The organism is Pseudomonas gebzensis (assembly GCF_034427815.1).
Lineage (GTDB): Bacteria > Pseudomonadota > Gammaproteobacteria > Pseudomonadales > Pseudomonadaceae > Aquipseudomonas.
Window position 1 is genome coordinate 35303 of the sequence record NZ_JAXQNS010000013.1, and the last position, 20990, is coordinate 56292.

Annotated in this window: 14 protein-coding genes; 4 read left to right on the plus strand and 10 right to left on the minus strand. The window is 52.6% G+C overall.

Annotated elements, in window-relative coordinates; genetic code table 11:
• Nucleotide 1 precedes the first annotated feature (1 nt).
• The 4 genes from SJI00_RS20775 to SJI00_RS20790 are packed head-to-tail and all read left to right on the plus strand — an operon-like array spanning nt 2 to nt 5673.
• Nucleotides 2-1024: a hypothetical protein gene (locus SJI00_RS20775; protein WP_322463556.1), complete on the plus strand. Its 1023-nt coding sequence runs from the start codon at nt 2-4 to the stop codon at nt 1022-1024.
• Nucleotides 1017-1514 carry a lytic transglycosylase domain-containing protein gene (locus tag SJI00_RS20780; RefSeq protein WP_322463557.1) on the plus strand — a complete coding sequence of 166 codons (498 nt, stop codon included), beginning with the start codon at nt 1017-1019 and terminating at the stop codon, nt 1512-1514. The genes SJI00_RS20775 and SJI00_RS20780 overlap by 8 nt, the downstream gene beginning before the upstream one ends.
• Entirely contained in the window at nt 1514-2950 is a 1437-nt protein-coding gene (locus tag SJI00_RS20785) for a secretion/conjugation apparatus DotM-related subunit (RefSeq protein ID WP_322463558.1), read from the plus strand. Before SJI00_RS20780 ends, SJI00_RS20785 begins: the two co-directional genes overlap by 1 nt.
• On the plus strand, nt 2947-5673 hold the full coding sequence (locus tag SJI00_RS20790) for a type IV secretory system conjugative DNA transfer family protein (RefSeq protein WP_322463559.1): 2727 nt from the start codon (nt 2947-2949) through the stop codon (nt 5671-5673). The genes SJI00_RS20785 and SJI00_RS20790 overlap by 4 nt, the downstream gene beginning before the upstream one ends.
• Before the next feature lie 230 nt (nt 5674-5903).
• On the opposite strand, the gene SJI00_RS20795 is transcribed toward SJI00_RS20790, so the two are convergent.
• From SJI00_RS20795 to SJI00_RS20840, 10 genes are all read right to left on the minus strand, one after another.
• A complete protein-coding gene (locus SJI00_RS20795) occupies nt 5904-6254 on the minus strand; it encodes a hypothetical protein (RefSeq protein ID WP_322463560.1) in 351 nt (116 codons plus the stop codon).
• Nucleotides 6255-6494: 240 nt separating this feature from the next.
• A complete protein-coding gene (locus SJI00_RS20800) occupies nt 6495-6977 on the minus strand; it encodes a hypothetical protein (protein ID WP_322463561.1) in 483 nt (160 codons plus the stop codon).
• A 61-nt stretch (nt 6978-7038) separates the two neighbouring features.
• Complete coding sequence (locus SJI00_RS20805; RefSeq protein WP_322463562.1) at nt 7039-7413, minus strand: histone-like nucleoid-structuring protein, MvaT/MvaU family; 375 nt, start codon at nt 7411-7413, stop codon at nt 7039-7041.
• A complete protein-coding gene (locus SJI00_RS20810) occupies nt 7410-9590 on the minus strand; it encodes an ATP-dependent helicase (RefSeq protein ID WP_322463563.1) in 2181 nt (726 codons plus the stop codon). The genes SJI00_RS20805 and SJI00_RS20810 overlap by 4 nt, the downstream gene beginning before the upstream one ends.
• Before the next feature lie 31 nt (nt 9591-9621).
• Nucleotides 9622-9888, minus strand: coding sequence for a TrbM/KikA/MpfK family conjugal transfer protein (locus tag SJI00_RS20815; protein WP_322463564.1), 267 nt, complete (start codon nt 9886-9888; stop codon nt 9622-9624).
• A gap of 5 nt (nt 9889-9893) precedes the next feature.
• Nucleotides 9894-10430, minus strand: coding sequence for a DotD/TraH family lipoprotein (locus tag SJI00_RS20820; RefSeq protein WP_322463684.1), 537 nt, complete (start codon nt 10428-10430; stop codon nt 9894-9896).
• A gap of 132 nt (nt 10431-10562) precedes the next feature.
• Complete coding sequence (locus SJI00_RS20825) at nt 10563-16967, minus strand: helicase-like domain-containing protein (RefSeq protein ID WP_322463565.1); 6405 nt, start codon at nt 16965-16967, stop codon at nt 10563-10565.
• Nucleotides 16968-17203: 236 nt separating this feature from the next.
• Nucleotides 17204-17602, minus strand: coding sequence for a hypothetical protein (locus SJI00_RS20830; protein WP_322463566.1), 399 nt, complete (start codon nt 17600-17602; stop codon nt 17204-17206).
• A 414-nt stretch (nt 17603-18016) separates the two neighbouring features.
• Nucleotides 18017-19465 carry a hypothetical protein gene (locus SJI00_RS20835; RefSeq protein WP_322463567.1) on the minus strand — a complete coding sequence of 483 codons (1449 nt, stop codon included), beginning with the start codon at nt 19463-19465 and terminating at the stop codon, nt 18017-18019.
• A 10-nt stretch (nt 19466-19475) separates the two neighbouring features.
• Nucleotides 19476-20981, minus strand: coding sequence for a YqaJ viral recombinase family protein (locus tag SJI00_RS20840; RefSeq protein WP_322463568.1), 1506 nt, complete (start codon nt 20979-20981; stop codon nt 19476-19478).
• Between the last annotated feature and the right edge of the window lie 9 nt (nt 20982-20990).

A 20990-nucleotide genomic window follows, 5' to 3' on the forward strand; every position in this document is an offset into this window, starting at 1 on the left:
GATGCAACAGCCTGGAAATAAGAGAAGCCTATCCGATGAAGAATTGGATGCTCAGCTTTCGGCCTTCGACGATGACACCGTGACCAGCCAGCACACAGGTAGGGACAGGTCTGGGAACTTCAAGGTGAATGCCAACGATGTTATCGGGCAAGCCTTCCAGCGAATTGAAAAGCAGGCCGAGCGAGAGTCCATCGTCAATGATGCAGTGAAAGCGGCTGCGCACGGGGTGCGGGTTTTAGCACCGATACTGCAGGCAACTAGCTTGCACGGAGCTTCGCCCGAACAGGCCAACTCCGTCATGGGTAAAGTGTTACGGCGGACGCAAATCGACACCAGCAAGATTATAGCTGCGTATGGTCTCGAAGAAACCGAGGCACCAGCTTGGTTGAGCGCGACAATCTCTGGCCAAGTGATCAAGATCATCACCAACAGTCTTATGGAAGGAAACACTTCTGTCCTCGAAAAAAGCGAAGATAGCTATATTCGCCCGCTGATCGAGTATGCAGAAGCAGCATCGAAGTTGGGCGCAGTAGCGTACCCAACGGCAACGCCCCAGCTGGAAATCGCGAATGCACTGATGATGGCCACATGCAACGTGATGGCCGAGTTTCAGTCGTTCAACTACTTTCACACAAATGATGCTCAAGTTGCAGCTGACATCAGCACTTATTTCAATGACCGCATCATCCGCGGCACACTTGACGACCTGACCGATCGATTCGACCTAAAGCCTCAAGAGCGGGTCTACCTGGCCAACAGTCTGCTCACTAGCGCGGGTGAAATGATGGCGCAGTCTTGGAAAGGAGGAGTGCAGGACACCATCGAGAACTTGCGAGGCCTAGATAAAAAGGCGCGCCAGGCCGTCACTGCAAATGGGTACCCGCTTGACAAGGTCATTGAGCGCTTCGAGGCTGTATACCAGGGGATTGAGCTATCGTGCGAAAGCGCTATTCGTACGCTCGATCCGGGGCGGGAGCGCTCTGCCGCATCGATGGACCAAACGAAGGGCCAGCGAATTGGCTAAACGCGCCCTGCTCGCGCCAATTCTGGCGGGCATCGTTGCGGGCTGGACCGGCAGCAGTATCGCTGCTGGTCCTGTGCTCCCGTTGACAACCACATGCATCAAAACTGCTGCAGAGCGTTACGGGGTGCACATCGATGTGCTGCTCGCGATCCTGATGGTTGAGGGCGGTACGGTCGGAAAAAACAGCAGGGCAAACTCGAATGGATCTTACGACATTGGTCCATTCCAAATAAATTCGATGCATCGCACTGAGCTTAAAGGCATTGGAGTCGATGAAGACACGCTCCGCAACAATGGTTGCGTGAACGCTATGGTTGCTGCCCGTCACCTGACTCGTACCGTCACTCCACAGATGCTGGCTGGCATAAGGAATCAAGAAGATTATCTTCGAGTCATTGCCAACTACCACTCTGCAACCCCGAAATACAACCAGATCTACGCAGAAAAATTGCTCAAGGCGTTTAACAAGCTATATGCGAGTGATCAGTAATGAATCATCAAGGCAACGCAACCTCTAGTGACCTCATTGAGTTCGGCATCTACCTGTCGGTAACTGTAATGCTCGTTTTTGGCGGTTGGTACGTTTTACGACCGTTCATAATGTGGTTTAGCTTCCTTAGTTCGTTTTATGTTTTTAAATACGCATATGTCCACCTTTCGTTCCTGATGACGGACGCAGAGTATGCCACGCTGATAAGGTCGCTAAGAAACATCCCAGCAATCAAGCCTAATCAATATGGAATAGAAGCGCTGTTCAAGCTCTTCCAATTGCATGGCTATGTCTGGCGGTGGCCAACTGCTGCCCTGATGCTCTATTATGGGTGGTCAACTCGTAAAGGTGTGAAGCGATTTAAGTACCGTAGGCAAATCAAAAACGTCTACGACCTTATTGAAATCCAAGCTAAGCACTTCCCAGCGAGCGCAATTATCAGAGGGAAAAATCTTCTCGATACGCACCTGTACGATGGCCCCTGGCGGACATACGCTCTACCCATCGACTTCGCTCTTGATGAGGGTCTATTGTGGACGCACGCTGAAGGCTATAGCGGGGTATTGGATCCGCAGGCCATGGTTGATGAAAAGAGGATGATCCCGATACCTCCATTCAACAAGGATGAAAAGCTCAAAGAGTTCAAATATAAGCGTAGTAAGTTGCCTCACTACCGATACACTGCATTGAACCTGATTCACGCCAACAAGGTCTTTGGAGCTCAACTGGGACCTATATGGGAAGGAGCCCAATCTCTCCCGCCAATGGAGCGCGGGCTGTACGCCGCTTTCTGTGCCCAGGCTGCAGGTGATGCAGCGTCCGCAATGAAGCTTATCAATCAAATGGCTTTCTCTTTCGTCGAGGCTACCTATGACAAAAAATGGAAGCCCATTACTGCTCACCACTGCGACATTACTGGTGCGGCCGATCTGATTGAAAAATACGGCAATCATCCAGATATTCGAGCGATTTCAGAGCGCCATGCCCATCGATATAACGTGATTTACGGCGTTTTGGATTTAGCCCGAGCTAATGGACGTTTGTTCCATTCCAATTTCCTGTGGCTGCGCCCTGTAAACCGCACGTTGTTTATTTTGCTTTGCTCCCATGGTGGTCAATGTCCGTATTGGGAGGTTGCAGGACTATGGTCTCACTATCAGATTGAGTTTTCGATGAGGAAAAAGATTCTCAAACCGATGGTTGCTAGCGCTGTTTACGCAATGAAAGATGAAATGTCAAAAGAGCACTGGATTGATCCTGGCGAATACAGTGAGGACGTTCAACGACGAATGGTAGAAGATGCCAACAAAACGATCCGTGAAGCTAATGAGGCCGCCAATGGGCCGGTAAACAAGACAAGTTTCAACGCACCACATCAAAACACTCGAAAACAAGCAAGCAGTCAAAAAAAGAAACGTGAGGACGACGAACCATGAGCGATAAAAGTTCGATCATCCAAAAGAGCCAAGAGATCAGCCTTGAGAGCATAATCGTTGATCATCGATCATTCTACAGGCGTATATGGGACTCTCTTCAACGCCCCAGTCTTCCATTTATTTATGCATGCCTGGTTAGTCCATTAATTATACTCTTCCCAGCATGGTTTCTTGCTGCAGTACTGGTCTACTATATTCTGCAGCTAGCAGTTACTACAAAGCCAGACGTACTTCCAATCCATTTGCCGCTTGGAGCAAACAAACCCGACATGAACGACCCCAAGCCAGGAGTCAATCGTGGCTGGTATATGGCTCGCGGCAGTTTCTACATAGGTTTCTGCCGCGTTACAATGCTTGAAATATGGGCAAACTTTAAAGCTTTAACTCAACACTTTCTAATTTTTGGCACAACAGGTGCTGGGAAAACCGAGAGTATAGTTTCATACATTGTAAACTATCTTTCGGTCGGCAGCGGAGTCGCGTTCCAGGATGCCAAGGCTGCGCCTAAGGCCATGTTCCAGATTGCCACATTCTGCCGTATCTTCGGCAGAGACTTTGACATGCGGGTTACAAACTACATTAAGAGTCAGAGTCCTGAGAGTATTGACCCAGCATCACGCAGTTCGAACGATGCTGGTATTTTTGCCCGTGGTACGCCCGATTCGAACACTCAGCTCCTAGTTTCCTTGATGCCCCCTAGCGGCTCCGACAACAAGATCTTCTCCGAACGAGCTGTTGCACTGGTTGCCGCGATCATGCCAGGGCTGAACGATCTACGAAACCTCGGAAAGCTGCGGATTGACCCATCCGTCATCCGTCGTTATATGGGGTTCAAAGAATTCGTGGGACTTTGCCACAGCGATTACATCAATAAAGGTTCCCGTGATGCACTAGTTGGCTACCTGAGCTCGTTGTCCGGATACGATGAGAATAAGCCGATCGACAAGCAAACTGACGAGGTAACCAGGCAGTTTGGCTTCGCCCAGGCTTACTTCACCCGTGCTCTAGCGTCCCTTTCAGACACGTACGGCCACATCTATTTGACTGGGCAAGGTGAGATCGACTACCAAGATGGTGTGCTGAACGGTCGTATCTTGATGACCCTCTTGCCAAGTATGGAAAAATCCGGGGATGAGCTCGCAAACTTAGGCAAGATTGTTCTCACTGCAACTCGGAATGGCATGGTTGTCGGGCTTGGTACTGTTTTTGAGGGCAGCGCAGAGAAAGTAGTTCACAACTTGCCAACCAACTCTGACATCCCTTACGGGATCATGAACGATGAAAACGCGTACATGCTCACCGAAGGTCAAGAGATGATAAACGCACAAGCACGCGGTCTTGGATTCGGAGTGTTGACGGGAACTCAAGATGCTCCTGGCATGCTTCTGAACATCGAGAAGACCACGAAACAGATCATGGCTAACTCGGCCTTCAAACAAATTATGTTCCTGGACGATGATGACACTACCAAACTTGCCTGCGAGCTATCTGGTGAGGCAACCGTATTAGCAAGGGGTCGATACAATCTTGAGGGAACTCTCGGCAATTATTACGCAGCAAATGAAGTTCAGGCTGAAAAGCGTTTCCGCTTGAACACAACCGCGATCCGTAAACAGGGTCTTGGTCAAGCTTTTATAATGTATCAGGGGAACATCCACCAAACCCAGGTGTTCAACCACGGCATTGAGGAGAAACACAGCAATCCATTGATGTGCTATCTCAAGCATTGGTGGCCTGTGCGAATGGCCAAGGTACACATTCCCACACAGAATGAATTATCCACCCTTCTGAATATCTGCCCTTTGCCTGAGTGGATCGAACTGAAGGAGATGATCAACGACGAATCGCGAGCGCTGCTTCGCGAGATGACCATCTACTTTAGTTCGGCCCAAGCTATGGCCGAAATTCAATCTCGGCACAAAGCAGATCCCGAGCTTGCCGCCTTCACGGCGTCGATTATTTCCTCTGAGATGCAAACGTCGCGGTTGGGGGATGATGCTCCAATTGCATTGGCTGAGAATGAGGAGCTGAGCGGAATATTGGGCTCCATCCACGCCGAGGACGTGCAGAACCCAAGCGACGTAGTAGATCTGTTCATCAAGCTCTCCGAAGATCGCAACGCGCCTGAAAACATGATCCGCTTCGCTGCTAGTCAGTCCGGTATCGGGGATTTCCTTGCCAACAACGCCAGTGTGGATCTGGCTACAACTAGTAGGGATGATGACAACTCGAACGGTAGTGGTGGGATATCAGGGGCAGGCTCTAGCGTGCCTCGTGCGCCAACTGAGTCAGTTGACCAGCTGCTGGACGCATACTTCGACCATTCCACAGATTACGCTCCTGAGCCCCCTCAAGCGGCAAAGGACCTGCACCTTGAGTACAACCACGATCAGAACTTTGGTCACAGTGAGTTTGATGTCTTCGCTGATGCTGGGCCTGCAGACTTTGCATCCCGAGAGGACAAGTCAGAAATGGCCAGGGTTGTGGAACAGAATCTTGCATTCATGCCCTGGATGGCAAATGTGGTCGACTACACAGCCACCCGTGAAGACCTCATCGAGACTGAGGCCTTCCTGAATGGTGATGACCTGGTGGCGGCGCAGGAGAGCGTTGACACAGGCTTGGATCTGCTGGCGTCGAAGATGAACTATCCAGAGACGCCTATGAACGATGTTACTGCCCCGAACCTGAAACTCATCAGGTCCCTTCTGGACAAGACATAATCGCCTCAAGCTGCGCTCGGGTGAAGGACCTGCCCGAGCATCCAACTGCTGCTAGCTCAGTTGTCCTTCCCGCCCCCGAAGCAAAGCAAATCTCGGGACTGGTATTTGAGCAAAAACAATCTACCAAGATGAATGTATCCAATTCAAATAGCTCAGTCTCAAAGCTTTCAACCACCTAAAAATGACGGAGCAAACAAAAGGTATCAGCCAAGAGATTCAGGTGTATTCAACTAATCCGACTCTGACCAAGGAGACTCAATCACCTCTCCAGCTCTAGAATAAAAGACAGTGCGATTCACCACATTCAAGGCTTTATCAGCTTCCGCAGCGACCCATAGCGATCGCGGTATATCACATCCGAGCATGGACGCAATAACCATAAAATAATCTAGACCTTGACGAGAACCGTTCGGATCAAGCTCATTTGAATAGATCACTCTGCCCTCATCGTAATGCTCAGCGCCTGGCACATCTTCGAAAATCACCATGTAGAATTCCGACAAAGGTTTATCCCATCCCAACTGAATCCATACTAGGCCGCCGCCAGTTCCCAACGAAGCTTTAACTATATGCTGGCTCATTAAATAACCTCTATTGTAGAGTGAAGTACAATTATCACTGCTTACAGCACGCTTCGCTACACCCTTCCCCTTGAATTCAGGCCAAGTTAAAGTCCGCCGCCATCGTCATAAGGGGGAGTGGGTGCGAAGGATTAGCAGCTGATGGTGGATCCATTTATGGAAGACTTGGGCCTTTCTGGCACCAGCCATTCGTTCAACTGGCTTTTGATCTTCCCTGAGCCCGCAGAGCGGCTATGAAATCTACGAATGAATGGAGACGGCATCGACGGCAAGGGTATGCTTCAAAAGCCACTCGAAGCTCTCTCTGCGGCTCCGAAGGTCATGTAGATCGTATTGCGCTAGGTGCCCGCTGCCTACAACATCCGAAAGGATCTGGTCCAATTGATCCCAGGACTCTATGAGGGCCTGGTGCGATGTAGGTACCATGACCATCAACCGTCCAACCAGCTCTTGGTTGAAGCTGCGTGATGGGTCGGCGACCTCACAGGCCTCCACCAAGGACTGCTGCAGCGCAGGATCGATCCTTACCCCAAACGGCTGATCGAGTTTGTGTAGGACCGCTGGGAGAGCCTGCAGCACAGGGAAACGGTCAAGGCTGTCGCGCAGCATTGCCGTAATCTGCGCGTTGATGCTCCGATCGGCCAACTTTCCAGCGGCCTTGATCACGCCATGAAGCTGTTTCGGTAGCCTCGCGGGGTATTTGTATCGATCAGTCTGTTTCATCCCAACTCATACGCTACCAAGAACAAAAAAGCCGCCCGTTTAAAGGCGGCTCAAGTGCTCGTTATTGTGCCTGAGGCTTGCCCCAGCCCTTCACTACATCTTTGCCGAATTGCTTACCCCATGCCTTCAAAACGGCATGGTTACCGCCTTTGGTCTCGACCTTCGTGCCGTCATGTGGGTTGGTATACACGATGAGCTGACGGGGTGCGCGATGCTGCTTCTCGGTACGCTGCAGTGGCGAAGAACGGTTGGAGTCAGGATCGATCACCGAAATGATGCCATTGAGATCACGGTTGTACTCGCGCATCAGGTCCAACAGCTTGGATTCAAATTCTTGATCCCGCTTCAATTCAGGATCGGACTCCAGGAGAGCCATTCTCTCCATGTCATCTTCGATGGAGCGTTTGATTGCGTTGTATTCGAGCAATTTTTTCATGAGACACCCTGTTCAATTTTCTCGACCCGAAAGTCGATGTTCAGTTCTTCCAGGTACTGATTTAGCAGCTCGGGAGAAGACGCTTTTACTGAGTCACGTCCTTTTGCGCCAGCAATGATCAGTGGGAGCGCCTTCGCAAGAAACAAATTGCTCTCATAGAGGAACTGACTGGCAGTACCGGGATTCTTGACGAATGGTATCACACTGTCGCAGTTTCCGCCCTTACCTGCCGTGAGCCAGGGATGAAGCTTGGGGTCGCGTGGCGCAATCAGATACAAAGCCCGCTTGGCACGGGTCATCGCCACATAGAACAATCGACGCTCATCTTGTAGGTGATCTTCTATCTTTGCTGGGTCGATCGTACGGGGAACAATTGGGAATGCTCCTTGCCATAGACTCGGCATGATTACGCATAGCCACTCCATTCCTTTCGAACGGTGGCAGCTAGTGATCAAGAGAGCTGACGTTGCTTTTTTAGCGCGATCGGATGTATCAAGCAAATCCTGAACGTGGTCCATAAATTCAGGTAAAGATTTTCCTTTGCTATTGACCTTCACGTACTCGATGAAGGCCTCCAGCAAACTCATAAGCTCGTCTGCCTCCTCCTGCTTACCTGTCTCCTGGAGAATCTGTTTTTCGATGTCTAGGTGGTATAGCAAATCCTTAAGTAGGTGCGCAGGCTTTGGATAGTTTCGACTCTTCCCGACAGCGCGGTACTTGCGCCAGATCTTCCCGCGCTTGGCAACCCGGTCCGCCTGTCCTTGATTTTGGGTGGCGACGTGCCTTGAAATAAATTTGCTGAAGCCTTCTCCATCCTCGGGATGCTGTAGCACTAGCTTGGCCAGAATACCGCTGTTGTCCCAACCAATGCCCAGAGAAGGGACGTTCACAAACTTATTCGTTTCAATAATGCTGCCGATATCGGGCTCACCCTGGTAGGGGTGTATCGCGACCTGGCCCGCTGCCAAGCGCATCCACCCGAGCAGGCAAGCGACCCACTTGTTTTCCAAGACAGAGGCTTCATCACCACCCTCAATCCGAAAAGGGATGCCATGCTCCAGCAGGTCAAATTGGCTGGAAGCAGACTTGGAGTAAGATCGCACCAACACCACCATGTCAGTGATATTCCCATCTGAGGCAAGGTAGTTCTCAACGATACTGACGATTTTGGGCTTGCCACCAATAGGCACATCGTACTCAAGAAAGAGCTCTGTGTTCGGGGCTTTATCGCCAGAAATACATAGCTTATCAGCGCGATCCGAGTTACCCGATATGACGTAATTAGCGGCACAAGAAAGTGCATGGCCGTATCGCCAGGTCCTATTCAGCTGGTAAATACTTCCGTCAGTAAAGTCTTCGTGAAACTTTCGCAGGATGTACTCAACCTTAGCGCCGCGCCATGAGTAAATTGTCTGGTCGTCATCACCTACAGCCATTACTCGTGCGTGAGGTGAGCGCTCATTTCCAGCAGCACAAAATTTCACTAATATGTGCTGGCAGTGTCCGATATCCTGATACTCATCCAGAATTAGGTGATCGAGCGCACCCGATATGTAAGCTGCGGCCTCTGGGTTACCCGTCATGATCCGCACCGGGTCGTAGATCAGGTCAGAAAAAAGGCGAATACCCTTCTGTTGACGTTCTTTTTCAAACTGACGATACCAAGATACAAACCAATCATACCTCGCTGGCCAATCACCGTTGGCAAACACCTCTGCAGGCTCTTTCAGATCGCTTTTGACGCGGTCGATAAAACCTAGGAAGTCTCTAGCAACGCGCCGAGGGTACTTGTGGCCGTATTGCTTACAGGCGCTGGTTATAATCTCAGCAGTGAAACGCTCCGCCCTTGATGGATCACCGATAAAATCCCACTGCTCTGCAAATCCTCCTAAGGTTAGCCGTCGGAGAACCTGAGTACCCAAGCCATGGAATGTCAATGAGGCAGGCGCATTTCGTTTACCCAGCCGCTTGACTAGGCTTTCCTTCAAGTGGTCTGCTGCAGCTTTGTTGAACATCACAGCAATCACCCGGCTTGGGTCAAATTGACCAGCCTCGATCAAAACCGCAATGCGCTCAACCATGGTGGTTGACTTACCAGAACCTGCGACCGCGAGCGCCACCGCATGCCGGTCATATGGGTGCTGAACAATTCGCTGCTGCTGTATAGATAGTGCCAAAGTCGTGGAATCCTAGAAGCTGGATGCTCAGTCAGTCTTTCGGGCAGATTTCTAAATAGTTTTGCCGGTACTTCTTCTTCATGTCGTAGAAGCGTTTTAAGGGTTTTTCACATTCGGCTAGGTCCTTGCCGCCTGCAAGGCAAAGAACCGTTTCACAAGAATCCGACTGGTCTTTAGTCAAGTCCTTAGGCTTAGCAGCTACAAACGGTGACGATGAATCGGAGTTCTCGGCTTGCACAGGCACCGCGCCCAGCACCAGGAAGACAAGCGCCAGCGGGGCGCAGAATTTAATGATCATAGGATTCACCGAGATGGAGCACTGAAACGCTGGCCGCCCTGTGTTTCTTTGTAGGCGATGATAATTTGTCGCAGGCTCGTATTAATTCGGATGTCGGCGCTCTCCCCTGCTTGATAACCAGCATCAGCGATCCAGAGGACTGGAGGTCGGCGCTGCTCAGTGAAGGCAACCATCAACGGAGTAGTAGGGCGAGAACCCATAATGACCGGCGCAGGCCATCCAACAGTATTGGCAACGCTTTTCAGGAAGATCTCAAGCTCGCCGTTAAACCCCCCCTCTAGCAGCAATGGGGCTCGCATTTCGGGCGATACCCGCGAGAGGTCGATTTTCAGCTCTTGCGTCACCCGGTTCTGCCTATTACGAACAGTTTGGGCGAGGGATGCTTGTTCAGCTGCACGGGCAACGCGTAGCGCAGCCTCGTTTAGTTCCTGGACCGCAGCGTCCGATTCTGTCATCAACGGTTGAGGTTCTTTAGCTGCGCAACCAGAGAGCGCAAGCGCTAGCGCAGTGGCCACAAACGTGACCTTCAGTTGGGAATACATCAGCACCAAGACCTTCCTCTTGCTAGATTTAGTAATATGAGACGTTGCAAATCGAGACAATACCGAAAAAGGATGGTTTTGTCATGGACACAAAAAACCCGCCTAAAGGCGGGTTTCTCGCTTGCTAGAGATTTAGCCCAAACGCATAGCATTCGAACCTGATTTTAAGGTCACTTTCTCCTCGTCATTTGACACATCGTCATCTTGTGCTCCAAAACTACCTGAGTGATCAAGCATTGCTAGATCGCCGTTTGCAGCTATCTCCCGCTCAAGATCCGACAATGTAATCTGGCGGGCTAGCTCCTGCTCCAACCTGTCCATGCGGATCTTGAAGGGATCAACGGTATCGCTTGAGTTGAAATCCTGAGCTGCGAACCAGACGTTGAGCTCTCGCTGCCGATTTTTCAAGTCGACGAAATCGCCCTCCTCTGGCCATTCACTATCTAGCTTGAAATCTTTGACAAGCTCATATCCAGCAGTGTCTTTGCGCAGCTCTTCTTCCAGCCTCTTCATTCTGAAATCAGTGTCATATAGCTCCCGCACCATAGCGCCCATTGACTGCTCGCTTTTGGAAATACCGATGCGGTAGGGAAGCAGATGATCGCCAACCTTTCCTCGTATAAACGACTGCTTGGTACTGATATCTGTTTCAAGCATGAGTTGTATCTTGCCTATAGACATCCCTAGCTTTTCGAACGGTTCACTGAATTTCATGAGGCGTGCCTCTGCGATCGGGTAGCGCTGCAGTACAGCCTTGCCCACCTCAGTGGCTCTGAGCGCCGTCCACGACCCTTCGGTACCTAGGGTTGTCACTACGCCGCTTATCTCCACTGGTTTCTTGCCACCTACTCCTTTTGGTAGGGCATCAGCGAGAATATTTTCGGCGTCCATCATCCTGCGAGTGTGGGACATCGATGACCGAAGGCTGCGAGAAGCGGACGCTTTGGTGTAGAGGTCGCTCTGCCAAGTTCGGCGCTTGCGCTCCATTTTGTTCACCAAGTCGTCAGTTTGGACCTTCTCTTTGATCTTGGGATTACCCGTGGTCACTGCCATGACTTCCGCATATCCAAGGTCAACGTCCTCGCTCACCTCACGGCCAGCCTTAGTTGGATCCCCCAGTGCCTGAGCAATGAAATTCGCCTTCCGCTGATTACCACCCCACATAAACAGGTCGAACGAGTCCTTGGTTGTGTAGCGGTAGTTGCGAACGCTCTCGAAGAACTTGTTGCCCTGCCGCTCGATCCTGCCGCGTCGCTGGGCAATGTCCGAGGGTCGCCACGGACAGTCAACGTCATGCAGCGCGACCAGGCGGTCCTGGACGTTGGTACCCACGCCCATTTTCTCCGTTGACCCAATAAGCACACGGATGTCCCCTTTACGGACCTTGTCGAACAAAGCCTCCTTCTCCGTGTCGTTCTTGGCCTCATGAACGAACGCGATTTCGTGATCGGGAATGCCGCGCTCCACGAGCAGGTCGCGCAGTTTTTGATAAGTTGTGAACGAGGCGTCAGGCTTTGGCGTGCCCTGATCCATGAATATGATCTGGGCTGCCTTCACGTCTCCGTGACGCTCCCACTCGATATGCACGTTCTTCGCAACGAGCGGCAGCTTCGCGCTGGCGTCATCGGGAATAATGGGGTTCACGAGCCGCAAGTCCAACGCTGCCTTCCGACCTGCAGTAGCGATCGAAAGCATGTTGTCCTCATGGGGCCGGACTGATCCAGACCGGACCTTTGTTGCACGGATGGCCAGATGCTTCATGAAGTCCTTTTGGAAGTCACTTTGGTCAACGGACTCGATGATCATCTCGACTTCAGGGACTGGCAGGTTAAGGTCGCTGGCGTTTTTCACATCAGCAAACGAGCGGAACAAGCTGATCATTTCAGGCAGATTTACAAACCGGGCGAACCGCTCATTTACACGGAAGCCGCCCCCTTCTGGCAACGGCTCAAGCGCTGATACCACATCCCCGAACCGCTTGGCCCACTCGTCGAAGTCGTGAATTCCCTGGTCCTGGAAAAGCTCTGGCCTTAACCTGGCACCGTGGACGTAGAGCTCACAGATGGTATTGGACACCGGTGTGCCAGTGAACCCGTTAATGCCGAAACTACGCCCATGCAGGTCGCGCATGTATTCAGCCAGCATGCTGAGATTCTCAGCGCGCTGCGAACCACCCCGTGTCACGCCAAGCACGTTCATGTTCGAGTTGATGGCGAGGTTTTTGTACAGGTGGATCTCGTCGACGTTGATCAGGTCGATACCCAGCTTATCAAGCGTGAGCACCCCGGACTTGAGCTGCTCATCCTTGAAGGCCTTCTCGACGCTTTCAAGCTTGGAGACTTGCGTTTTCAGACTTGCCTCAAGCTGCCGTTTAACCCGTCCATCAGTATCGGCTATCTTGGCCTCGATCTTACCGATGCTCTTGGCCAATTCACGGGTTTGAATTTCTAGCGGGGCCTGTAGGCGATTCATCATGCCGTGCGTGAAAACCACCAGATCCCAATCGTTGTTGCGAGCCCGCGCAAGGAAGCGTTGGCGAGCAGCACCTTTCAAGTCGTCGGCAGTTACCTGCAGAATCCGTGCACTCGGGAACATTTGTTTGGCTTCTCGGGTGATCTGCCCGAGCATATGGTTTGGTACAGCAATACTCGGCTTATTGCACAGGCCAACCTGCTTAAGCTTGATCGCAATCGCAACCATCTCAAAGGTTTTGCCAGCGCCCACACAATGCGCAGCCATGCAGTTGTAACCCATCAGAGACATTGCAACCACGTCGCTTTGGTGGGCTCTGGGCTTCCAGGTAGCTGCCAAGCCGGGGAAAGTGAGGCGCGACCCGTCGATCTTCGGGAGGGCGATGTTGTTGCAGTTGGCGTTGTACAGCTCAGTGAACCTGTGGATGCGATCAACATCCTTGGCTACCCAAGACTTGAACGCTGACTCAATGTCTTCTTGTTTGGCGCGAGAGGACATCGTGCGCTCATCATTTACAACGCTCTTGCCGTCGACCTTGTCGTAGTGGGTAGGCTTCTGCGAGTTGAGATGCATCTCTAGCAAACGCTCGAACGGGCAATCCTTGGTGCCATGCATAGTGCTGCGGCGTGTTTCGTGCGTGGTCTTAAACGAGCTCGAAACCTCGACAGCCCAGGAGCCCAATTCAGGCGTGTAACGAACGCTAAAGTCACGAGGTGTGAGCTTCGTCCCGAACAGCTCACTGACGAACTGCTCAATGTCACGTTCGGGAATCCAACCAACACCCAGCCGTAATGAAATATCTTCAAAGGGGATTGGATCAGGCTGCGTCTCGCGCAGTTTATCGACGTTGGACTGAAGCTCAGGCATCGAGGCAAGGGCTTGTTCGGCCTCTGCGAGCTTTAGGACGACGTTACCGCTCAGATATTGATGCTGGGGCTCGTACTGGTGGGTGATGGGGTTGAGGAAGACGAGGTCACCCATGAGCTTGTTCTTGATCTGGTCGACCTCTTGCCCAAGGACTTCAACCATAAAGTCGAAGTCGACACCACCTCGACGGTCGAGAGAATGGTAGTAAGCATCCTCTGCCGTCTCAATGTTCGGTACCAACTCAGCGCCGATAACACGCTTCTCGAACGTGTCGGCAAGGGCTAGGACCTGCTCTTCTTCATCGTCCCATACTTCCAGAGCACAGACTTCTGCCGAACCAGCATCTTCGCCGAAGATTCTGAGGTTCTTGTTGGCGTTGACAGGTCCGAATTTTTTGGTGAAAGCCTCGTACAGTTGCTTCGCTTTCTCTTGGGTGGCATTCAGTACCTGGTCGCTGCCATTCAACTGTGCAGCGATCAACTCACGACTTGCATCCCGCAGCCCGATGTAGGCCTCCATCGTTGCCGCACGCTTGCCAGCAAAGTTCGTCTCAGCGACGATGTGTTGATGGCCGATCAGTACGCCCTCGTCATCAAACCGGTGAGCAATGTCCACGATTTCGAGAATGCGTCCATCATCGGCAATGATGTTGTCGCCGACGAAGTTATCTTGGCGCTGCTCGATGCGCTCGAACGAGCTCCAGTCCTCTTCCCCTAACTGCGCACGAGTGCCACTGGTGCCTTTATCGACTGGCTCCCAGGTCTTCTTTGCAGCCAGGCCTTCAGGCATGAACTCGTTGATTCGGGTTTCAATACGTACCTGCATCGAATCGAAGCGATCGACAATTTGCATTACTGCTAGGTCCGGATCTACCAGCGCGGGCTTTGGTCCAAAGGCAGTCGAACGGATCTCGTACTTACCGAGAATATTCTCAGGATTATCGAGGTAATAGCGGTTGATGTAGTCGCTGCCACCATTGTCCTCGTACATAGATCCGCTCTGCTCATCGAGAGACACACGGACGGACTGGGTGTAGTCATAGGACGGTTTGGTGCCATCAGGCCTGCGCTGCAGGAACAGAATGTCTGTTGCAACTTGGGCATTCAGGTGACTGAATGTCTCCCGAGGCAAGCGAACAGCGCCGACCAAGTCGGCTCGCTGCAGCATCTCCTCCCTCACTTTCGGATCACCCTTGTCGAGCGAACCTGCAGAAGTGATCACTGCTGCAATCCCACCAGGCTTGAGCTGGTCCAGACTACGAAGGATGAAGTAGTCGTGGATGTGGTGGGCGTCGGGATAGCTGGAGTCATGAATCTTGGTGGAACCGAACGGCACGTTGCCAATTACAGCATCGAAGTCCCGCGCCAACACTGCCTGCTCATACTTTGAGTGAATGATGCGGGCGTCCGGTGCAACAGCAGCGGCAAGTCTAGCAGTGATCGGGTCAGCTTCAACGCCTATCAACGTAGCATGACTTTGTACATTGTCTGGGGCGGCAGCAAAAAACGCTGCAGCCCCGCAACCGGCATCCAAGAATTTTCCGCCGTCATTCACCCCTGCCCTCATGACCCCTTTCCAAATGGCATCGCACAGCTGTGGTGGGGTGTAGTAGGACTCTAGGCGGTTGTCCATGTATGCCCGCTGGAAGTCACCTGGTGTCATACCCAGGTAAGCAGCAATTTGATTGCCAGTATGGTTTTCGTGGCTTTTCCGGTTGTCTACGCGGAGACCGTCTCCCTCAACGCCCCATCCCCTGAATGCCGAAAGTGTCCGCTTCGAAACATCACTCGTAGCCTCCCCAGACTCAAAGCTCTTGAGGGCTGCGAAAATACTTGAAGTCGAAGGGGTTCTACCTTGTGTATCCAGCATGTGCTGAAGGGTCGAACCGCGCCACACGCGATCGATTGCATAGACAGGGTCGGCTACTGCAGAGCTTTCGAACTCGCCTTCCGCTTTAGTGACAGACTGGGTCGAAGGGATTGATGGAACCGAGGGCTCAACGACCGCAGTTAGCTGAATCTCTTCAGTCTGGACAGGTTGAGCAATCTGGCCCGCAGATAGGGTGACCTGTTGTTCTTCCCTTACCCGCTGCAGCAGCGCCTTCATCTGCCCGTACGGAATGTGCTGCATCTTCGAGATCAGGAAAGTAGCCTGATCGACTAGTCCACTTTGAGCGTGGAGCTCTTTGTAGTCGGCCTCGTTACGGTTGCCCGCGATGGCCATTAACGCCTGTTCCTCTTGAGTCGCTGTGACAACGATCGAGGCATTCAGCTTCCGGTTTTCTTCAATGTACGTCGCGGCCAGGCTGTCGTCTGGGTCAATAGCCGCATAATGAACCCCATCGAGGAATTTGCCGTTTTCGGTTGCATGCCCCAGCAGCGGTCGCGAAGCGTTCATTACCAGCCAACCGTTGTTGAAGGCAGGCTGCGCCTCTTGTGTGGCGACTACCGCCCGTATATTGGCAACCTGGGCCTCCAGGACCGGCGTTGCGGGCTGATCTGCCTTAGCCTCTTCCGCTGGTGCCGAAACTTCCTCGTTTGCCTGGTCGACCTGTTTGGCTGCCTCATCGAACAAATACGGCCAAAGGGCGACTGCATCTGCTCTGATCTCATCGCCGACCGATAGGACAGGGGTATCAAGGTTGTCCATTACTTCAAATGCTGGAAGCACATGGCCCTGATTGTGACCAGTGATGTGTAGCCCTTTTTGACCAACACCAACGACTAATGATTCGCCGGATGGAGAGCGGTACAAATACTCAGGTGCGCCGGTAGCAGGGTCTTCGTCCCTTACATGCTCAAAGCCCAAAGCTTTGATTTGGCCGCCGATGCCATTGACATCGGACGACATGCGCTGTGTAAGCGCTGAGGCGACAAGGGCGTCATTTTGGGTGGCAAAGTCGAACGCGTATGCAAGGTTGGCCTCCACGCCCACGTAATTGAGCGCAAAATGCTCAACCAAGTTGTCGCGCATGCCCATGCGATGCAGTTCGCGGCGTTGATCATTACTGAGGTAGAGGCTCGCGCCGCGTCCACCCGCTAAACCGGCAAACGCATCTTCGAAGGCATCTCTCTCAAGCCCGTTGGAGCCCATACCCTTTTGGTACAGAGCATACGCCAGTGCATAATCGCGGCGATCAAAAGCTTCGCGAGTGTCTAGGTGGCGATCGGATTCGAAGTCGAGATCTTGTAATTCCAACCCCCGTGGAGTCGGGACTGGTTCCAGCGCGCTATCAAAGGGGTTTTCCTGCTGGCCATCGCCACCCAGACCGGCGCCGTAGATCTGCTGCGCTCGGGCATACTCCTGCGCGCTCAGGCCGTCATAGGTCGCCACCTCTGCAGGTATTGGATCAGTCGCGCTGGCACCTTCGGAGGAACCTGCGCCTGTAACTGGATCACCACTTTGGTCTGGCTGATCGGGAGAGGTCTCAGGGGTCAGTGAACCGCTGTTCCCTGGTACTGATCGCGCAGCGACACTATCTTTTGGCTCAAGTTGTTCAGCTGGAGTTCCGTAGCGTAGGACTTCGCCTGGTTGAGCCAGACCGTTCGCTCCAGATGCTGGGCGGTCCGAGGCAGCGGGTTCTGCAACCTCCACTCTTTCGCCAGCTTCAGGACTTGCCCGCTCAGTTCTTCTCCCTGGTCGTTCAGGTGCTCGATCAGGCGTCCCTCCTCGTGCAACTTGAGCATCATCCAGGGGTTGCTCTCGTACATCATCTGATGCACCACCCGCGCCCAGCGTCCCATTGGCTCCACTTCGGGCATCATTGACACTTCCAGAGGGAGTGCGAGCTGCGATTCCTGTAGGGCGATTTCGAGGTTCAGAGTTGGATTCATTTTTCACTCCCGCGCCTTGGCGCTGCTTGAGTTCGTGTTTGATTGCTGGGGAGATCTCCTCTACAGGCAAGTCAACAATCAAAGATCTGGGGAATTTCTCACGAAGATCCGTGAGCTTCACGCCGACGAAACTTCGAGTCCAATACTGCTTCTGCGGCCACCTCATATCCCGCGAGAAACCCATATCTCTCAGGGCCTTCAAGGTAGCCTCATCTTTGAGGCCTTCTCCGGCGAAGAGCAGGGTGTGAGAAAAATTCGGATTTTTTGAGCGTGCCAGCGCGAGCCTCATACCGTACGGTTTGAAGTCGAGCCACTTTTTGGTCTGACTCATAGCATTTTCAACCTACACAGAGCTACTGGGCGACAGCCGCCGCCCAGCAAGGAAGGGACAACAATCAACATCAGCGGCTGAAATCAGCCCATGCGAGGTGAGCTGCGCTGAGCGGAGATTTGCTCTGCTTGCTGCAGGAGGGAGTCCAAATCATTGAAGCTTTCCTCATCCAACCCTTGCCCCAGTTGCTCCATTACGAACATGTCATTCGCAAAGTCATCATCACTGTCGAAGGACGAATAGTCTTCTTGAGATGCCCCGTTGGACTGATTCGCTTGCGACTGGGAGGGCTGCTCGTACGATTGCTGTACAACGTGCTGCTGAGCACCCTGAGGTTGAGACTGTTGCTGGCGTTGCTCTTGTGCCTGCGCAGGTTGGCTGGCTGTTGGTTCATCAGGGAAGTCATTCATCTGCAGCGCCTGAGCACGAGTCATTTGAGTTGCACCCTGGCCACCCTGCAGACCAGCAGCCAGGCTCTTACGCTCTTCCATTTGCGCGAGTTCGTTGGCGAAGAATGGCACCTTAGCGGATGCCTTGCCGCCTGGCGTAGGCGAGGTATCGACGACGGCGACTTTACCGGTACGGGTCAACTTCGCGTGGATGATGGTTTCGCGATGACCGGTAAAGGTACCCCCACCTTCCTTTGCAACGGCATACGCTTGAGGGACCGCGTAGTACTCCTTCCCCAGTTTTTGGGTTTTCGTAATCTGGTCAAGGCCAACATTGATACCCAGACCTGGCACAACCGCGATGTCAACCTTTTTGAGGTCAGCTGCGGATGCCCCCCCACTGATCAGATCCTTGATGACACTCTTGAGAGTGATAACCCCTTTAGTTTTTTCAATGCGGTCAACCAGCTCTGCATCCGATGGGAAGCGCTCCCCCTTCGACTTGTCATTCGGGTCCACAAACATGGCACCCCCGCCAAACACTTTGAAGCTCTGACTGGCGAATCGGACTAAAGCAAATGGTGCTAGGCCTCGTGTTGGGCCGGCTTCCCACAAAGCCTTACCTTTGACATCGTGGGTGATGGCCGACTTTTCCGTGTTTTCCCATTGCTTCAAGTGCTGGAGGATCGAGGCGGTTAACTGACTTTGTACATCGGCACCTGTGAGCAGCGTTGCAGAGCTCTTGGGATCGTAAGCGTGGACCACTGCCCCAACCATACGAGTACCGGGTGTAGTGCGAACCTCTTGAGGCTGCATGACTGCATTCAAGCAAAAGTCGTTGGCCTCGTAGGTATGGAAATACTGAGCGCGGAAGATAGGTTTATCTGGCTGTGCAGGATCGCGGGAAGCTTTATCGACGCGCATAACGTCCCCCGCTTTAGGCACATATTGGCCACTGGCAGACTTCATGGTGATCACGACGACTCGCTCGTCAGTATCGGTACGAGTGCCAATCGCCTTGAAAACATTAGGATTTGAAGGCGAGAAAACCGGCTCCCGATCTACCTTGACCAGAAAACTTCTAGGCTGCGTTGCCTTTTGTTCAGTCTTGATCTTTTCCTGAAACAGCTTGTTGATATCCATACAACTTCTCCTAGCGCAAGCCGAACCCGGCTCTCATGGGGTTTTGTGGGTGTTGCTCGTCTTGGGATTCAAACACCTTGAAGGCGTCTGCCAACGCTCCATCGAACTGCCCCGTCTCAGGCTCGATAGGCATCAGTTGTGCTTCATCGGGATTGCTATCTCGGTGGTCCGACTCCTCATCATGATTGGAAATTAGGCTTTCATTAATCCAAGGCCTGAATCTTTCGGCGGCCGTCTCTTCGTAGTGTTTCTTCGCAGCATTGCTCTCTGTGGTGCCAGCCAGGCGGACAGAAATGCCAGGCTGTCGAAAATTAGCTAGGTCGACACCGATGTCTTTCAGGTATGCCTGGGCCTTCTTGTCATCCAAGGGCAGGTCATACAAATGCTCTGCATCGGTATCGCCCCCAAGCTTTTGGATCTCTTCAAGCAGTGTCGCGACAGTGTAGGATCGCGTGGAAGAACGCAGACCCTCTTCGTTCGCGCCGCGTAGCAAGGCTTCCTTGATGACCCGGTCGGAATCCAATTTGTTTGGGGATACACGCACGGCATCTAGCGGGAACTGTTTGCCATCATAGTGGACCCCCTCAAGGATCTTACTCATCCCCACCTGAGAGCCTTTGACTACCGACTCCAAGTAGCTGATACCCGATTTTGCCATCAAGTACTGCTGCTGATACCGGGCCAGGTCCAGCTTCACCTTGCCCTCAAGATCGAGCTGATGCTTCGAGCGCAACTGGGGGATTTCTCCCTTGAGCACATAGTCGTTCCAGCAATCGCGGCCTGCAGCAAGCAACTCAGCTTGAAGTGACCTTTGAAGATCAACCGAAATGGGCACGATCCTGCAGCCAGGAAGGTTGACACTGACGATGGAGTCTACGAGCTGAGCCACCTGGTCAAACTCTAACAGAGCTATATTCTTCGTAAGGTATTCAGACATCTGAGGAGGGATGTCTAATTTGGCAAGCACGAGACCATCAATGCGTATACCAGCCAATTTAGCCAGGGTGGCGTAGTGGTGAAGCTGAACCTCGTAGTCGAATTCAACCGAGTCGGAAAAGGTATTTGGTACCTTGTAATCCACCACATAACGTTTGCCGCCCACCAGAACAATCTCGTCCGGGTTCCCGACCATGAATTCGTAGCCTGGGATGCTCTTGGCTGAGCGAAGCGCGGAAGTAGCCTGGAGATCAACTACCCCGCTAGATGACTTTAGATACGCTTGCCGAGCAAGGTCTTCCAGGGCGTTGCCTCGACGCATGTGGAAGGTCTCGAACTGAGGAAGCCGCTTCATCAGTTTGGACTCGACAATTTCTTTGGCGTTTGTAAAACCGCTCGACGCCTCGCCACGGTAGAAGCTTACAACGGCACCCATTTCAGAGCCGCCAATGCCATGCAATCTCTTAGCGTGCCATGCCGCACGAGGCGCGTGATAGCGGGTAATCCCCTCAATCCACCGATTGGCGTCGGCCTGGTTGATCACATGCAGCTGAGGGAGGGATTCTAGGATTTGTCGCATATAATAATA